16 protein-coding genes are annotated in these 16,339 nt (G+C 38.5%); 2 read left to right on the forward strand and 14 right to left on the reverse strand.

Features of this window, described 5'->3' with window-relative positions:
* Positions 1–16: 16 nt before the first annotated feature.
* From pcoB to rpe, 5 genes are all read right to left on the reverse strand, one after another.
* Positions 17–772 (reverse strand): copper resistance protein B, encoded by a 756-nt coding sequence (gene pcoB, locus SOI76_RS15060; protein ID WP_205668446.1) that lies wholly within the window; start codon positions 770–772, stop codon positions 17–19.
* Positions 759–2,687, reverse strand: coding sequence for a copper resistance system multicopper oxidase (gene pcoA / locus SOI76_RS15065; protein ID WP_104080093.1), 1,929 nt, complete (start codon positions 2,685–2,687; stop codon positions 759–761). The genes pcoB and pcoA overlap by 14 nt, the downstream gene beginning before the upstream one ends.
* Before the next feature lie 39 nt (positions 2,688–2,726).
* On the reverse strand, positions 2,727–3,122 hold the full coding sequence (locus SOI76_RS15070; RefSeq protein WP_104080092.1) for a hypothetical protein: 396 nt from the start codon (positions 3,120–3,122) through the stop codon (positions 2,727–2,729).
* A gap of 103 nt (positions 3,123–3,225) precedes the next feature.
* Positions 3,226–4,047, reverse strand: a complete 822-nt coding sequence (supH, locus tag SOI76_RS15075) for a Cof-type HAD-IIB family hydrolase (RefSeq protein WP_104080091.1) — start codon at positions 4,045–4,047, stop codon at positions 3,226–3,228.
* Between the two features lie 355 nt (positions 4,048–4,402).
* A complete protein-coding gene (gene rpe / locus SOI76_RS15080; RefSeq protein WP_000043044.1) occupies positions 4,403–5,089 on the reverse strand; it encodes a ribulose-phosphate 3-epimerase in 687 nt (228 codons plus the stop codon).
* A gap of 184 nt (positions 5,090–5,273) precedes the next feature.
* Here rpe and SOI76_RS15085 point away from each other — a divergent pair, with 184 nt between their 5' ends.
* A complete protein-coding gene (locus SOI76_RS15085; protein ID WP_000843456.1) occupies positions 5,274–5,546 on the forward strand; it encodes a DUF2218 domain-containing protein in 273 nt (90 codons plus the stop codon).
* 5 nt (positions 5,547–5,551) lie between these two features.
* On the opposite strand, the gene fghA is transcribed toward SOI76_RS15085, so the two are convergent.
* The 6 genes from fghA to nudL form a co-directional block, all read right to left on the reverse strand.
* On the reverse strand, positions 5,552–6,397 hold the full coding sequence (gene fghA, locus SOI76_RS15090) for an S-formylglutathione hydrolase (protein ID WP_104080090.1): 846 nt from the start codon (positions 6,395–6,397) through the stop codon (positions 5,552–5,554).
* The gene (locus tag SOI76_RS15095) at positions 6,366–7,817 is read right to left on the reverse strand and encodes a C13 family peptidase (RefSeq protein ID WP_104080089.1); all 1,452 of its coding nucleotides are present in this window, start codon (positions 7,815–7,817) and stop codon (positions 6,366–6,368) included. Before SOI76_RS15095 ends, fghA begins: the two co-directional genes overlap by 32 nt.
* Positions 7,818–7,953: 136 nt before the next feature.
* On the reverse strand, positions 7,954–8,745 hold the full coding sequence (locus tag SOI76_RS15100; RefSeq protein ID WP_104080088.1) for a class I SAM-dependent methyltransferase: 792 nt from the start codon (positions 8,743–8,745) through the stop codon (positions 7,954–7,956).
* A gap of 11 nt (positions 8,746–8,756) precedes the next feature.
* Positions 8,757–9,422 (reverse strand): tRNA (adenosine(37)-N6)-threonylcarbamoyltransferase complex dimerization subunit type 1 TsaB, encoded by a 666-nt coding sequence (tsaB, locus tag SOI76_RS15105; RefSeq protein ID WP_104080087.1) that lies wholly within the window; start codon positions 9,420–9,422, stop codon positions 8,757–8,759.
* Positions 9,423–9,554: 132 nt separating this feature from the next.
* Positions 9,555–10,082: a gamma carbonic anhydrase family protein gene (locus tag SOI76_RS15110; protein WP_104080176.1), complete on the reverse strand. Its 528-nt coding sequence runs from the start codon at positions 10,080–10,082 to the stop codon at positions 9,555–9,557.
* A 22-nt stretch (positions 10,083–10,104) separates the two neighbouring features.
* Entirely contained in the window at positions 10,105–10,731 is a 627-nt protein-coding gene (gene nudL / locus SOI76_RS15115) for a CoA pyrophosphatase (RefSeq protein WP_104080086.1), read from the reverse strand.
* A 114-nt stretch (positions 10,732–10,845) separates the two neighbouring features.
* Here nudL and SOI76_RS15120 point away from each other — a divergent pair, with 114 nt between their 5' ends.
* Entirely contained in the window at positions 10,846–11,394 is a 549-nt protein-coding gene (locus tag SOI76_RS15120) for an NUDIX hydrolase (RefSeq protein WP_002115876.1), read from the forward strand.
* A 55-nt stretch (positions 11,395–11,449) separates the two neighbouring features.
* On the opposite strand, the gene SOI76_RS15125 is transcribed toward SOI76_RS15120, so the two are convergent.
* From SOI76_RS15125 to SOI76_RS15135, 3 genes are read right to left on the reverse strand one after another with little or no spacing between them, the layout of a single operon-like run.
* Positions 11,450–13,384, reverse strand: coding sequence for a protein FilF (locus SOI76_RS15125; protein ID WP_104080085.1), 1,935 nt, complete (start codon positions 13,382–13,384; stop codon positions 11,450–11,452).
* A 19-nt stretch (positions 13,385–13,403) separates the two neighbouring features.
* Positions 13,404–14,681: a putative pilus assembly protein FilE gene (gene filE, locus SOI76_RS15130; protein WP_104080084.1), complete on the reverse strand. Its 1,278-nt coding sequence runs from the start codon at positions 14,679–14,681 to the stop codon at positions 13,404–13,406.
* Positions 14,675–16,339, reverse strand: a complete 1,665-nt coding sequence (locus SOI76_RS15135) for an OmpP1/FadL family transporter (protein ID WP_057075166.1) — start codon at positions 16,337–16,339, stop codon at positions 14,675–14,677. The genes filE and SOI76_RS15135 overlap by 7 nt, the downstream gene beginning before the upstream one ends.

Genomic DNA, 16,339 nt, shown 5'->3' on the forward strand with positions numbered 1-16,339 from the left:
ACTTTTTGTTCGGCAATTAGAATTTTAGTGTTAACCCAGCTCCATAATACCAACCATGTTCGGAGTCGGTTCCAGTTTGCCAAGCAGTTTGTTTTAAACCTTTTTCATAGCCATAACCAACATCAACAAATGGCATGACCTTTTTGTTGATTTCATAACGGGTTTGAAAACCAGCTTGTAAACTTGATAAACCTGTTTTACTTGCATAGCGAGATTCATCTTGCAAAACGACATCTGCTTTTAAATAAGGTTTACCAATTAACTTTTGGGTAAAGAGTAAGTCCCGTTCCGTTTCTAAACTTAACTTCCATAGCTGGTCTTCACCTGCATAAAGATATGCATCGGTTTCAAAAAAGTAAGGTGCCATGCCATGTAAGCCCACTACACCAGCCCAGCGATCTTGCTTTTCATCTTCCCGTTGCAAAAGTTCGTAGTTTACACCGGCCTGTAAATCCCAATAGTCAGCTACATTTCGACTATAAAGTACTGAACCGCCATAATTGGCATCTTCTGACTCTGCTTTTTCAACGTGGGCTTTAATGAACAATTTATTTTCATCCGTTCCCACCCAAATTTCTAATTCAGAAGAAAAACTACCTTCTCCTTCTTCATTTTGAGTCCAGCCAGTATCAATTTTTGTTGCTTGATAAACCTGTCCGCCATGTTCACGTAAATGATCATGAGTTAAAGGCTCTTGAGCAAAAGTAAATACTGATATGCTCGAGAAAGCACCGCAATATAACATTTGAGAAAATAACTTAGTGATGCGCATGACTAGCTCCTTTCTCATTTTCAGATTGAACAGGTGATTGAGCTTGAGCAGGTTGTTGTCCATCATTCACTTGAGCCACAATCAACTTATTCATCATTCCAGCACTCATGTGATAAAGCAGATGGCAATGAATGGCCCATTCGCCTAATGCATCGGCTGTCAATAACGCAGTAACGGTTTTTCCAGGTGGAACAATAAGAGTATGTTTATTTGGTAAGTTTTCAGCTTGTTGGCCATTTTCTAATTGCATAAACATGCCATGTAAATGCATTGGGTGGGCCATCATGCTGTCATTCACAAACTTCAAGCGAATACGTTCGCCATACTTAACTTGTAATGGCTCAGCTTCGCTAAATTTCTTGCCATTAATGGTCCAGATATAACGCTCCATGTTGCCGCCTAAACGAATAACAAGCTCTCGTTCTGGCACACGTGTGTCTGGCTGAGGTGTTAAAGATTGCAAATCACTATATTGCAGCGCTTTCATACCCGCTGGCGTCGAAGCATTTGCCCAGCCATAAACGGGCTCCTCCTTTTTAGGCTTATTCTCAGATTGAGTCGGCATCTCATGATTCATATTCATCATTATAGAATCATGATTAGCATGGTTCGCTTCTTTTTTCATTTCAGGCATCGCTGACATGTCATGCTTCATATGCATCATGGAATGATCATGTTCGCCAGATGACATATTTTTCATGTCATGATCCATTTTCATCATTGTGTGATCATGATTAGCATGGCTCGACTCTTTTTTCATTTCAGGCATGGCCGACATGTCATGTTGCATGTTCATTTGATGGCCAGCATGTTCATTACTTGCCCCATTGCCATGACTCATACCCATATCTTCCATGGTTAATAAAGCACGTGGACGTGGCTGCGGTATTTGAATTGGCCCTACAGCCTGCGCATTTTCATTGTGCAAATTCCCAATGGCAAAACCACTGCGGTCAATAGACTCTGCTTCAATCTGATAATTTGGCTGTTTAGGTTCTACAATGACATCGTAGGTTTCGGCTGTACCAATACGAAACTCATCAATTGCAACAGGTTTGACTGGCTGCCCATCTGCACTTACAACTGTCATTTTTAAATTTGGGATTCTAACGTCAAAGAATGACATAGCCGATGCGTTAATAAATCGTAATCGAACCTTCTCGCCAGCTTTAAAATTACCTGTCCAGTTTTGCTGTGGTGTTTTACCATTGACTAAGAAGGTATAGCCCGTCACATCAGACATATCGGTTTTTAACATCCGCATCTGATTCCACATCGAACGATCTTGCCAAGTTGCTTTTAAACCTTGTGTTTTAACTTGCTTCAAAACATCAGATACGGTTTCACGGCGGTTTTGATAATACTCAGCAGATTTCTTCAAATTCTTCATAATGCTATCGCTAGAAGAATTATGAAAATCTGAAAGCATCACTACATAATCACGATCAGTTTTTTCATGAGCAGCAACAGGTATCTTACCTTTTGGGTAAATCACAAGTGGACCATATAAACCATCTTGCTCTTGGCCTTTACTATGCGCGTGATACCAATACGTGCCGTTTTGTTTCACCTTAAAGCGGTAAACAAAATCTCCATTTGGAGCGATTCCTTTAAAACCATTGAAACCCGGTACACCATCCATTAACCCTGGCAGTAATAACCCATGCCAGTGCAAAGAGGTATCTTGATTCTTTAACTGATTATGAACATGAATAACAGCGTCATCCCCCTCCTCAAACTCAAGGAGTGGTGCTGTAAACTTGCCATTTACGGTAATTCGTTTTAAAGGTTGGCCCGTAACATTGACCTGTTGTTCATTAATATTAAGGTGATATTCCTTAATTGCCGCGAGGGTCCATGGTGAAACCAATAGACCAAATACAGCGACGAGGCTGCTAATTGTTTTATGAGACATTGCTGTAATCCTTTGAACTAAAAAATAAGTAAGAAAGGATTAAGCTTTTGGAGGACGTAAAATTTCTTGCCAGTATCCGGCTAAATGCTGAGCCTGATAAATACTGCTAAATTGAGACGAGATGGGAATGAACTGCGAGTCAATATCTGGTACAGCTTGCTGTAATGCCAAATTCACAATTTGACAATGAACTGGGTTACAGTCCTGACAATGCTCACCATGCGAGTGAACAGTCTGTGTCATATTTTGATGACATACAGTCTGATCATCTGTTTGAACATGCATATTCTTATGCGAAGTTTTTTCACTATGACACGGCATCGTATGAAGATCATGCTGCATAGGCGTCTGTGCAATAGACACACCACTCCACCCAATGACGAAAGCCATTAGGAACACAAACCAAGCATACTTGCGTAAGTGTTGTAGAGCCATTGTGATTTATCACCTAGAGCCGATGAGTGATCTTAATGCCATTAGCATAACGAAGTTTTAAAAGAGATACAATTTTCTATCTTAAATGCTTGTTATAGAGCAATTAAGCAAATGGAGGTTGATGCTGAAGGACTAAATCAATCACCTCTAATGCACCTTCTTGTTCATTACTTACAGTGGTATAAGGCGCCACTGCTTTTAAGGCTTCTACTGCATTTTCAACTGCAAACCCATAACCCACAGCTTTAATCATCTGCATATCATTGTTGTTATCACCAATCGCAACCACTTGATTAGGTTCAACCTGCCATTTTTGTAGTAATAACTTCAAACCATGTGCTTTATGCTGGTCGGGAAGAATCAAATCAATAAAATTAAAACCACTTGAAACAGGTACCAAAACTTTATCTGCTACAAAACTTTGCTTCTGAAAATGCTCAAAAATCGCAAAGCTTTCGTTTTCCTGAGCGGTAAAAGTAATTTTGCACACCAAGTCATCTAGTGCATAAAAGTCATCTACAACTGTCAGTTTTTCAAAATATCGGGCAACTTTGGCATAGTCTTCTGCGTTCATACTTCTATGCACGTAAGCACTTTGTTTTCCACAGATCACCATGGTTGAGGTATACGCTGGGCCAATCGCTTTTAAAATCTCAACGTATTGTTGCTGACTTAAATGAGCAAAAGCTAATTCTTGCCCCGCATCTACAACATGTGCGCCATTTTCTGCAATAAAAGCAATCTCATGATTAATTTCTGGAAAATAGGTAACAAGTTTTGCAAGTTGATTACCGCTAGCTACCACAAAATGAATATTATTTTGTTTTAGTTGTTCATATTGTTTTAAAAAACGTGCTTTGTTGTACTGCTTTTTGGAATTAAGAAAAGTCCCATCCATATCTACCGCTAAAATTTTTACTGTCATTAATGATCAAAGTCTCTTACTAAAAACTTATTAAACCAAATTTAGCTTTATTTTTCATGACACTTTTACAGTTTTATACGTATGTATGCACAAAAAGTTTTACACAGAGCTGCATCGTTTTTTGCACAGGTTATTTTTTAGCAAAGCTTAATAAAAAGCCAGCTAATAAATTACTCAACACGCATAAAAAAAGAACGCCAAAACGTTCTTTTTTCATCGTTTTTGTCTACATAATAAACGGTTGATCTAATTTTGTTTATTTTACCAACATCTTATCCATACGGTTATCAACACAGTTATCCATACAGTTATAAACAAAGTTATCCACAAGCTTATTCTCAGTTCAACAAACTTTTTAAGCGTCTACACTGCCTACTTTCGCAAGCTCTGCACGCATTTGATCAATCACAACTTTATAATCTGGTTGACCAAAAATAGCTGAACCAGCAACAAACATATCTGCACCCGCTTCTGCAATTTCACGAATATTTGCAGGGCCAACGCCACCATCAACTTCTAAACGAATATCACGACCACTTGCATCGATAATTTTGCGCGCTTCACGTAATTTTTCTAAAGTCATTGGAATGAACTTTTGTCCACCAAAACCAGGGTTTACACTCATTAATAAAATTTGGTCAACTTTATCAAGTACATAATCTAGATAATGCAATGGCGTTGCTGGGTTGAAAACTAAACCTGCTTTAGCACCACCAGATTTAATCAGCTGTAATGAACGATCAATGTGATGAGATGCTTCTGGGTGGAATGTAATAATATCTGCGCCTGCTTCTAGGAAATCGCCAATAATTCGATCAACTGGAGATACCATTAAATGCACATCAACAGGAGCTGTAATCCCATAGTTTTTTAAAGCCTTACATACACCTGCACCAAAAGTTAAATTTGGAACATAGTGGTTATCCATCACGTCAAAATGCACTACATCTGCACCTGCGGCTAACACTTTGTCTACATCTTCGCCTAAACGAGCAAAATCGGCAGATAAAATAGAAGGAGCAATCAAATAAGGCTTAGACATAGGTGGATGACCTGGCTAGAAGTTTAAGGAGAGACTAAAAATTATAACAAAAAAGAACCTACTTGGCCCGCCCTTCCTTGCTTAAATGACAACATTTCAAACTTGCAACGTAACGTTGCAACAATAGAATGCTAACGGCGAAACGAATTTGTTAAGGTACATTAAACCAATGTGAGGATTGATAATGAAAAGCACAACTCATCTATTAACAAACGATGGAAAACGCATTGCAAAACGTCTAGTTAATCATTGGAAACACAAATTTGAAGTACAAGAAACTGAACAGGATTTTAAAATCTTAATGCCTACAGCAACGATTACACTTGCACCAGAAACAGAACAGTTAAACGTTGCTATTGATAGTCAGTTAGATGACCACAACCACTTAGAAAAAGTTGTTCTTGATCATCTAAACCGTATGGCTCAACAAGAATTTCAAGTTGAATGGCAACACTAAACTAATTAGCCAGATACTTTTTCTAACTGGATTGCATGAAACTGTAAGTGCTCATCCATAAAGGTTTGAATAAAGTAATAACCATGATCATAGCCAGCATGTTGTCTTAAAGTTAAAGGCTGTCCTGCTTTTAAACATGCTTGCTTAAATTTTTCAGGGTGAAGCTGTTCATAAAATTGGTCATCCAAGCCCTGATCAACCAAAATTTCACTGAATACTGCACCATTTTTTGAGACCAAAGCTGTAGCATCATGAGCTAACCAACTATTGCGATCTGCACCTAAATAATGGCTAAACGCTTTGTCTCCCCATGCACATTCAGTTGGTGCACAGATCGGAGCAAAAGCAGATACCGACTTAAACTTTTCTGGATATTTAAACGCTAAAGTTAATGCACCATGACCACCCATTGAGTGCCCAAAGATACCGACTTGTTGAGCGTTTACAGAAAAGCTTTTTAAAATGAGTGGATATAACTCATCAATTAAATAACTTTCCATTTGATAATGCTCAGACCACGGCGCTTGTGTTGCATTAATATAAAAGCCTGCGCCTTGACCTATATCCCAATGATCCCCTGCCGCAACCTGTTCGCCACGTGGAGAAGTGTCTGGGGTAATCAGTATGAGGCTCAGTTGTGCTGCCATATGTTGCGCATGTGCTTTAATGGCAAAGGTTTCTTCAGTACACGTTAACCCAGCTAAGTAAAACAAAGTTGAGCAAGCTTTACCTTCTAAAGCTGCTGGTGGTAAATAAACACCAAACTTCGCTGGTCCTTTTAAATAAGAAGATTCAAATTGGTATATACGCTGCTCACCCTCAAAGCAGCGGTTTTTTTGCAGGAGTTGCATCGTTTTTAGCCTCTGTTTTTGTTTGAGCAATATCTACACTACCTGTATTTTGCTGAGGAAATAGATACTTTTCCAATTGAGGTAGCATAAGTTCCATATTTTTACCGATCATCCACTGAGGCTCAGAAGGTTCAACACCTTGAGCTACTTCCCATTTGGTTACTGTTTGCTTAGCTGTGTTAAACGAGTCTTTCATTGACGATTGCTCTCGCATAGCCAAATCAAAGAAAGCTCGACCAAAATAGGTATAGTCAGCTTCGTTATTACATCCAAAAGAAGTTTTATCAGCGGCAGATGCGGTAATAATTAAAGTATCAGGAGACTGTAAAGCAGGAATAAAGCTTCCTGAATAACATGCTGAGATAACAATCACACGCCAGCGAATACCGGATTTATCAAGTGTTTCACGCAACCATTTAGGGTCTACTTGCCTTAAATCTAATGGTGCATTTTCAATTTCAAAGTGATTCTGTTCACCGTGTGAAGTCATATATAGGAATAGCACATCACTATCACGGTTCATTTGCTGGCCCATACGGCGTAGGGCTAACTCGATACTGGTTTTAGAGGCAATTGGAATTTCTGTACGGGTATCTGGATTATTGACCAGCATCATTGAGCGACCAATCGTTCCGAAACGTGTATCAAACTGTTCTTTAATACGGACCACTTCCGATTTAAAAACATCTTGATAACTATCGCCAGCAACACCTAAAAAGTACCAATGGCTTTTGGCGAGCTCACCATATTGAACTTGCTCTAGAGAATCATTTAACAGTTTACTTTGCGCATAAAAAGCATCTTCAGCAAACGTTGGCGCCGAATCTTCCACCTTCCAAATCGGTTGATCTTTTACAGAAAGTTGCCAAACCACCATCGTTGCAATAGTCGCAACCATAACCAGTGCACGTTCCCACCATGGCCACTTAAGCTCACGTGAGAAAACCCAAATTACTGCTAAACTTTGCCAAACGAATAAAGCTACAAATAAGCTCGGTAAAATTCCGTTATAAATAGCATCGGGAATAAAGTTGAGATAACCATTAGACCCCAAATACTGAATTAAACATTGAATTAATAAGATATTTGTATCTAGAACCAGCCAAAGTAAAGCAGGAACTAGCATTAAACGAGGTTGGTTAGTTCGCTGTGATAAGAAAATACCAACAATTAAGGCAATGAATGGCCAAAGCGCATAACCAATTAAACCTTGAGAATTAAAATCACCGATTTGACCAGCTACAAGCCAGCTATAAAGAGAGTTGGTACATCCTCCTAAGATTCCCCAAACAATAAGCTGAAGAATAGATGGATGTACAATCTGTAAAGAACGTCTTGACCCCAAAAACAGCCACATTCCGGCAATTTGGTTGCTTTTAAAATCATGCCAAAAGTTAATGGAGGGTTTAAGATCAATCATAAAAGGTTTTCAAAAATTTCGTTTTTGACAGGCATCTTAAGTGTATGCCTGCTAAGAATTTTAGCAATCATGCTTTTGAACTATATCACATATATTTGTGCATTATTCAAGCAATAAAACCTAACCTTACATAAGCCTACTGAAAATACGCATCAAAACGACAAGCATCCCCTTGCCATTGATGAGCTGGCTCTTGATTTGCCAAGAAAATAGCATGGCGTGGCCGCTTAACGACTACACGTTTAGCAACTCTCTGTGCCAAAACTAGCAAATTATCCCCCAAATCCATCTCACCATCTTCAGGTAAAAGAAGATGTAAAAGCTGCATTTGTTTTTTGACTTGAGCTTGTTTTTTAATTGCTTGTTGATTTTGATCGCGCTGTGGGAACATCGGGTCAAGATAGACTACATCAACCGTTTTTGCTTCTTGATGTAATTGCTGTAAATAGCTCCCAGAGTCAGCAAAGATCAGTTGAATACAATCCATAAATTGACTTAAGAATGGATCACGTTCCGCCTGAGCTTTTGAATCTTCAAGTAAAGTAAATAAAATCGGATGGCGCTCAACAAGCTGGATTTGGGCACCTAAATAAGCCATAAGTAAGCTGTCATGGCCTAAACCCGCTGTAGCATCGAGCAGTACTGGCTTTTCACCTAACTGACAAGCACGGGCAATCATTTCCGATTTAAGACTTGCACGTTTTAAACGTGGAATTTCAGCTTTCCAGTCGGGTTGCATTTTCATGCCATTAGCAGATAACCAAAGTCCGTTTTCATCTACACAAAGGGCAATTTCAGGATTGAAGCGTAAAAACCGTGCATTCAGCTTTTCAATTGGCTTTAAATCGACAGTCACACCTCTAGAACAAAGCACAGCTTGGTAGTGCTGTGCTTGTTCTTGAAAATCTTGTTCAAAATATATATGCATGAGTACTGCCTTTACTTTGCTTTACCCTGATCCGCTATCTTTTTCCACGCATCATCACGTAAATAAACTGGCAAAGCATGCTCGGCATCCACCCATTGCTTTTGTGCAGCATAGACACGTGCAATAGAAGCAATATCCTGTGCAGTTGCAGTGATTGTTTGATGCTCTGCATCAACTTGAAGTAGCTTGGCGCCCGAACCAATTAAGCAATGTTTTGCATAAGCTGCTGCTGGCTCATAGCCCATTAATTTTTCTTCATCAATACACTGCATAATTCCTTGTTCATCTAAAACATAACTTGCAATGTAAACTTCGTTCATACGTGCATCGAGCACCGCAGTCACCTGCTCCAAACCTTCAAGTCGGTAAGCAGCTTGTGCTAAAGCTTGCAATGTAGAAACGGGAATTACTGGTAAATCTTGTGACCAAGCTAAAGCCTGAGCAACAGCAGCATTAATTCGAACACCACTAAAAGAACCTGGCCCCCGGCTAAAGGCAATCGCATCCAGAACTGCAACCTCAAGACCTGTTTGTTGTAGCCCTTGCTCAATCATAGGCAAAATGGTCTGGGTTTGTGCTTTCGCCCGCGTATCGAGTTGAAAAAACAGTTCTTGGGTTTCATCGACTAATGAAATAGAACACTGCTCATTTGCAGTTTCCAACGCCAGCAATTTCATGCACAACCTTAGTATTAAATCAGATTAAAAACGAAGGTTATGATACCCCACTCGGCTCTGATAGGCGAGTTGTTCTCTCTAAATAAAAATGCCAAGCTTGTGCTCGGCATAGAAAATAACTTATTAAAAATTTTAAAAGTTGAACTCTTTCAAATCTGCATAGTTCTTAAAGTGTTCAGCATAATGCAGTGCACTCAATCGTATTTTGGCTGCCCCATCTTCATCTAAAGTTTTGACAATTTTGCCTGGTGAACCCATCACCACTGAATTATCTGGAATCACTTTCCCTTCAGGAATTAAGGCATTCGCACCAATAATACAGTTTTTACCAATCACAGCCCGATTTAAAATTACGGCGTTCATACCAATCAAACTATTATCACCAATCGTACAACCATGCAGCATGACTTTATGCCCGACTGTAACGTATTCACCAATATTTAGCTCAAGTCCAGCATCGGTATGTAAGACAGAATTTTCTTGAATATTAGAAAAATCACCAATTCGAACTACACAGTTATCAGCACGCACCACTGCACCAAACCAAATACTGACCTGACGGCCTAGTTCTACCTGCCCAATAAGCGTTGCAGTTGGAGCAACCCAACCATCCCATGGCTCATGTAAGGCTTTTGGGTGCTGTCCTTGATAGCTATACATCATAATTTATCAATCCTGATCTTTATTTTTTATGAGAAAACTTTGGCATTCCAAAGGTTGGTGAGTTAAGTAAAAATGGCCAATCTTTTTGATAACCCAATCCATATTTAAACAGAGCAACTAACATACGAGCAGTTAAGCCCCAAATAATTTCATTATCAATCTGTAAGCTTGGGAAATATAAAGACTGATGAGCATACCGAACTTCATAGGGTGTTGGACGCGTCTCGATAAGTTGCTGTAAGGGCACAAAGAAAATTCGATCAATTTCGGTAGGCTGAGGTATTAAAGTCACCTCTGGAGGAATAAGTCCAACGATCGGTTTTACAGACAAACCACTTCTTGCACGCTGCATCGGCAAATCACCGAGCAACTGTACATCAAACGGATTTAAAGCTGTCTCTTCTTGAGCTTCTCTTAACGCTACAACAATATTACTGGTATCACTAGGATCACGCTTTCCACCCGGAAAAGAGACTTCCCCCGCATGGTTGTTCATATGTATTGAACGGCGTGTAAGCAGTACCTTTGGATTATTCTCATTCGTAATTGCAATCAGGACTGCAGCTTGTGCTTCTTGTATGCGGGTGGAAAAGCGCAATCTTTGCTGTAACTTTTGTGTTAGCAAGTGCTCTTCCATACCATTCACCTATTATTCTGTCTCTCTTTGCATCATATCTGAAAATCAAAGTTAGGGAATAGAGTTGATGCGTAAGTCTAAAAATTCAGTTATGCTGAGGCATCTCTATACTCGATGATAATTATGAGTTTCTGTGTAGCGTGTGGGCATAAAACCGAACAAAAAATTCCTTTAGGTGATCATAAAGTACGCCGTGTTTGTACTCATTGTGGAAATATTCACTATGAAAACCCCAAAGTAATCTGCGGTGCCTTAGCGTTATGGGAAGACAAAGTATTACTCTGTCGTCGTGCAATTGAACCCCGTTATGGATTGTGGACATTACCTGCTGGTTATATGGAATTGTTCGAAACCATGGAACAAGGTGCAGCACGTGAAACTCGTGAAGAAGCAGAAGCTGAGATAGAAATAGAGCAACTCTACTGCATGTACAATATTCCTCGTATTGGTCAAATTTATGTTCTTTTCAAAGCACAGCTGAAAGATGGTATTTTTGGTGCAGGTGAAGAAAGTATCGAGAGTCGTCTGTTTGAAGAACATGAAATTCCATGGGGAGAACTCGCCTTCCCTAGTGTCGAACATACACTAAGACACTATTTTGAAGATCGTAAAAAACAAGTATTCCCAACCCATCTTGAAACTTTGGGTACTCGTTTAGACCATACAGGTTAATCAATTAGATAATAAAAAAGACCGCTTTTGCGGTCTTTTTTATTTGTTTAATATGTTAAGACTTAGTTTTAATTGCTTTACAAGCTGGAATAGATTGATCGGCAAGTTTAATTGACACTGTTCCAGTAATACGTTGTGCTAATGCCTTTTCTTCATCAGTTGGAGTTACATTCTCAAGTGCATTATAACTCGCTTGTGTAGCAGCATGAGCGTTATACCAACTCGCCACTCCTTTTGCGCCATTATTAAGATTAATACTATTACTATCTACTTTATTTGCTAGTAAATTAAATAGATTCAGTTTTGCAGTTCCTGCTGATGGTCCGATAAATGTCAATCCAATAATTGCACCATCAATATTCGCAAATTTTTGATTTGCTAAAATCATACGTATATAGACTGAGCGATCAGAGTTTATCGGATTATTTAAAGTCGCAGCAGTTGTACCAATACGGTATTGTTGAACACCCAAACTATCAATCAAATTATTAGTAGTGACTGTAGCACATTGACCCGACATATCAGTGTTTGTGGAATTTGGCTTAATATCAGTTCGGATATCGCCATGTTCATCAATAACGATACCTAAATTTACAGATTGGGCACCTGTTTGCTCAAAATTAAAAGTTAAAGTTGCATAGAGTGGAAAAATATAATTTTCTCCATTTTTAACATTACCTGCAGTTTTAAAAACACTACTTTCCAAGAAGCTAATCTTATTTCCTTTATAAATATCTACTCCCCCATTATAGTTTTCTCCCCCCAGATTTTGCCTCCAACGGCCGTAATGTTGAGGATTTCCAGTAGTAAGATTCGTCAAGCTTTTATATACAAACTCATTTCCGGCAATAGCATAGTCATTAAATAATTTGCCTTGATAAATTTGTAAATCTTCATTTGGATTATCCGATAAACTTAAACGAAGAGGTGTAGTTGATTGAATTTCTCTGCTGATTGGATGAAGCCAAGTATTTTGTGCATTAACATTCATCTTGACTGGTTTAACATTTCGTAAAAGATTTAAAGGATCTGTTAAATCTTTTTTGACTCCATTCCATTGTAATCCATATCCTAATGTATAACCTTGACGGTCTGCCAATAAATACATTGAATTTACGCTTTGCCGTAAGTTAGTAGAAGTACTTGCTTCGCAATTATCGTAAGAGTTGAGGTTACATCCCCTGAATAAAAAGGCTTTAAGAATATCTGTCGCTTCATAAGTACCCGCATTACTTAAATTAGTTGTTTGCACTAGTAATTTATATGCCTCATCATCTGAAATTGGGCTGACATCTAACCATGGTTTTAAAAGACTCGCATAAGCCCCGCTTTGAAAATCTGCTGCCGTTATATTTTGTGAGAGCTTATTAAGTAGATCTTTTTTCTCATCTGTGATTTCTGTTGGTTGTATATCTCCGATCAGATTATCACCTTTTTCAAAACCGATACTTTGAAAAATTTTCACTAAAGCAATTGCGACTTTAATTGTTTCATCATTTTTATCTAAAGTCGCCGGAGTTTTACCTGTGATCCCACTGGCCAAATCTAATAGCCTTAAGTACACGGGTAGTGAAGTTTTTTGAGTTCCATTATTCACAAAAGCTGTATATTTTCCTATTGTATCAAGCTTTACACTGCCTAAGAAAATCTGCTTATCACTTTTACCTTGTAAATAAAAACGTGCAGTATCACCAACTTTACATGAACCAGTAACAGTATTTTCTGAAAGTGTTGTCGTAAAGTGCTGTCCCAAGGCAGTACTACAATCAAAATTAACTCCTGCAATTGGATAATCCAATGCAAACTCAAAACAATTTGAATCTCTAGTCGAGTTACCACTTACACTTGGTTTGCAACTACCAGAAGTTAGGTTTCCATTATTACCCCCCGAATTCGGATCTTCATTAATGTTGGAACCACCACCACCACAACCATTTAATATTAATGCTAGAGTAGTCAGTGCAAATGGCCAGAAAACTTTTTTATTCATTAGCTATCCTACTTATTTTTTAACGTAATACCGAAATTTGAATTTGTCCTTGATTTGTTAACTCTTTTTCTTCAACATCCACCGCAGAGGATAAAGGTGTCATCATGATATATTTTGCTGAAGGTGGTACTTTTAATACACCTTGAATCGATGCATGCTGTAATATGGTAGAAGGATAAGATCTGCTTTTGAATCCACTTACACCCTCTAAGATACAGCCTTTATCATTCAAAAAGATGACTAAAGGCCAGTAATATAGGGGTTTTTCATTACTAGCAGCAAATGATAGAAACTTTAAATTTTGAACAGAAGGATCTAGTTGTACGATCTCATATTCAAATTTTTCTTTTAATGGCTTCCGCGGCCACAAATTTACTTCTTTATTTACACTAAGGGTCTTAATTGATTTGGTATAACCTTTAACAAAACATTTATCTTGTTCAAAAGCCCTCTCTAATTCTTCTGAGGATAAGCGCATATATGTTGAAGCTAATACAACAACGGTTTGCTCATCTTGAGAGTGTCGATTAAAAAGCTGATCTAATGTTGACCGACTAACACCTTTTTTCCGTTCTATTGATTCAGTTCGCCCTAGGCCATCCGGCATAAGATAAAACCGTTTTTTCCCCTCTATATTGAATTCTTGATCTTCAAGAAATTCATTATTTACATACTCTACACCATCAATAGTTGTAAACTTAGACTTATCTTTTAAAGAGTCTGACGAGGATGGAGCTTGAGAAGAACTTCTTATTGGTGGTGGAACTAAAGTGAGCTTTTTCTTCCATTCATCATTAGGAGTTGATTGGGATTTTTCTGTTTCAAGAGATTTGGTTTTCTTCACACGGATACTTAATTCGCTAATACTTATAGCACTTTCGCTAGTATCTTTGGGTGCAGTCGGTGCAGTCGGTGCAGTCGGTGCAGTCGGTGCAGTCGGTGCAGTCGGTGCAGTCGGTGCAGTCGGTGCAGTCGGTGCAGTCGGTGCAGTATTTAATTTCTTTTGTGTTTGCTGTTCTATTTTTTTCGGTAAATCTCTGTACTCTTTCTCTTTAATAATTATTGGATCTGGGATAATCACAGCCTCATTAAGTGAATTTTGAGAATTTATTTCTATTTTAGAAGTAGACTCTTTTTTTTGCTCAATATTTTTACTAGGCACGATCATAGGACGACCATCAGGACCTATAATCGTATAAAAACCATCTGCATAAGATAAAGAAATACTTGCCATCGCAATACTTAAAATTGAGACAGTAAGTTTAGGGCGAAACATCCATTTATATTGTCTTACCATTTTGTTCTATAACTCAAACCAAGTACTGTGACTTTTGTATTCGTTTTTACATCTAAACCCGCATAAGGGTTTAACAAGATATTATCGACACCGCATTTATTAGACAAAGTACTTGTACAGGCTGGTATGTTGTCTCGACTACGTAAGAAACCAACTGAAAGATCTAAATCCGTATCGGTATCGAAACGATATCCAACTCCCAGACCAAACAATTGTGCATTATTAATCGGGACCATTGTATTACGTTTGTCATCAGGGATAGCACTAGCACGAGGTTCATAACCAGCACGCAACTTCAGCCGATCTGTGGCAGAATATTCTAGCCCAATCCCCCAACTCCAAGGTGAAGTAAACTTTAATGGCAATGCTAAAGACGCTGGTGTTACCTCATTAGATAGAATTCTCGCCACTTGAAGTAATGAAATCTGACGATCAAACTCAAATTTAAATTTATCCCATGCGGAATAATCTGTCCAACCTACATCAAAATTCACTTGTAAATCTGGCAATAATTTATATTTAATCCCTGCTTGAAAATGAGCAGGGTATTCCAAATCCATTGCTACTAAACCAGACTCCATATTTGGGATATATCCAGGTAACTGTAAGACTGCTGAGGCAACGCTACCAGTAGTTGATGAATTAAGACCAGCAATAAGTTGTTGTGGAGCTTTAGCATTATCTATTAGATACTTACCTTTCAACCGCATTTTAGCTGAACTTTGATAAACCATACCAAAACTAAAATCATCTGTTGGTTCCCAAAGCAATCCCAGATTATAACTAGGACTCAATGACTGCTCTAATGAAACCTGTAGTGCACCCATTTTGTTAAATGGATTCATTCCTTCTTGAGTATTACAAATACCTAGTAATATTAGATCGGTAAAAAATTCCTTATTATTTTTAAATGGTCTACAAACTACTTCATCAACCATCCTGAGTACACCAATCATTTCATTTGGGAAACGTAGATCAGTGTTTAGGGCTATCGCGTTATAGGACATACCCACTGAAGCACCAATTGATAAATGGTCATTTACCTGATAACCAAAAGACGGTGATAAGTATGTAATACGCTCTACAGCAACTTGTTGCCCCATATAATTACTTGGGTTACCATTTTCCGCACCAAAACCTGCAACTAATGGTGCATACATTGCTGTTGCATAAGTGACTTTTGAGCCTGGAGGTTTATAAGCTATACCAGCTGTAGGTGCAACCAATGGGTAGCCGGCACCTAAATCAACCATTTTTTTAAGAATGGGTACATATAAGCTGGCATATTCCACATCACCACGTACAGGTCCTTTGAAATCGGTACATATACCAACGGAAACCTCTGGCCCATCATTACATACAATAGGGTCATCTGAATAACCAAAAACGTTATATCCAGGTGGTGCGGAATATTCTCTTTGAATATCAAAGTTCGCTAAAATTCCTTGTACATCTGTCTGCAAGCCGTCAATTTTTGCTAAAGCCGCTGGGTTAAAGTGAACTGCACTAATCCCTGGAGGATCTGCTGTCACCGCATTTCCCATCGAGAGTGATCGAATATCAACAGCTAGGTTTTGTCCTAATTGAGCATTGGCAAAGCTAGAGAAACCAGAGATAACAATTGCCGCGGTTAAAGGACATAGTTTAGGATATTTCAC

It is taken from the genome of Acinetobacter pittii (assembly GCF_034064985.1).
Lineage (GTDB): Bacteria > Pseudomonadota > Gammaproteobacteria > Pseudomonadales > Moraxellaceae > Acinetobacter > Acinetobacter pittii_H.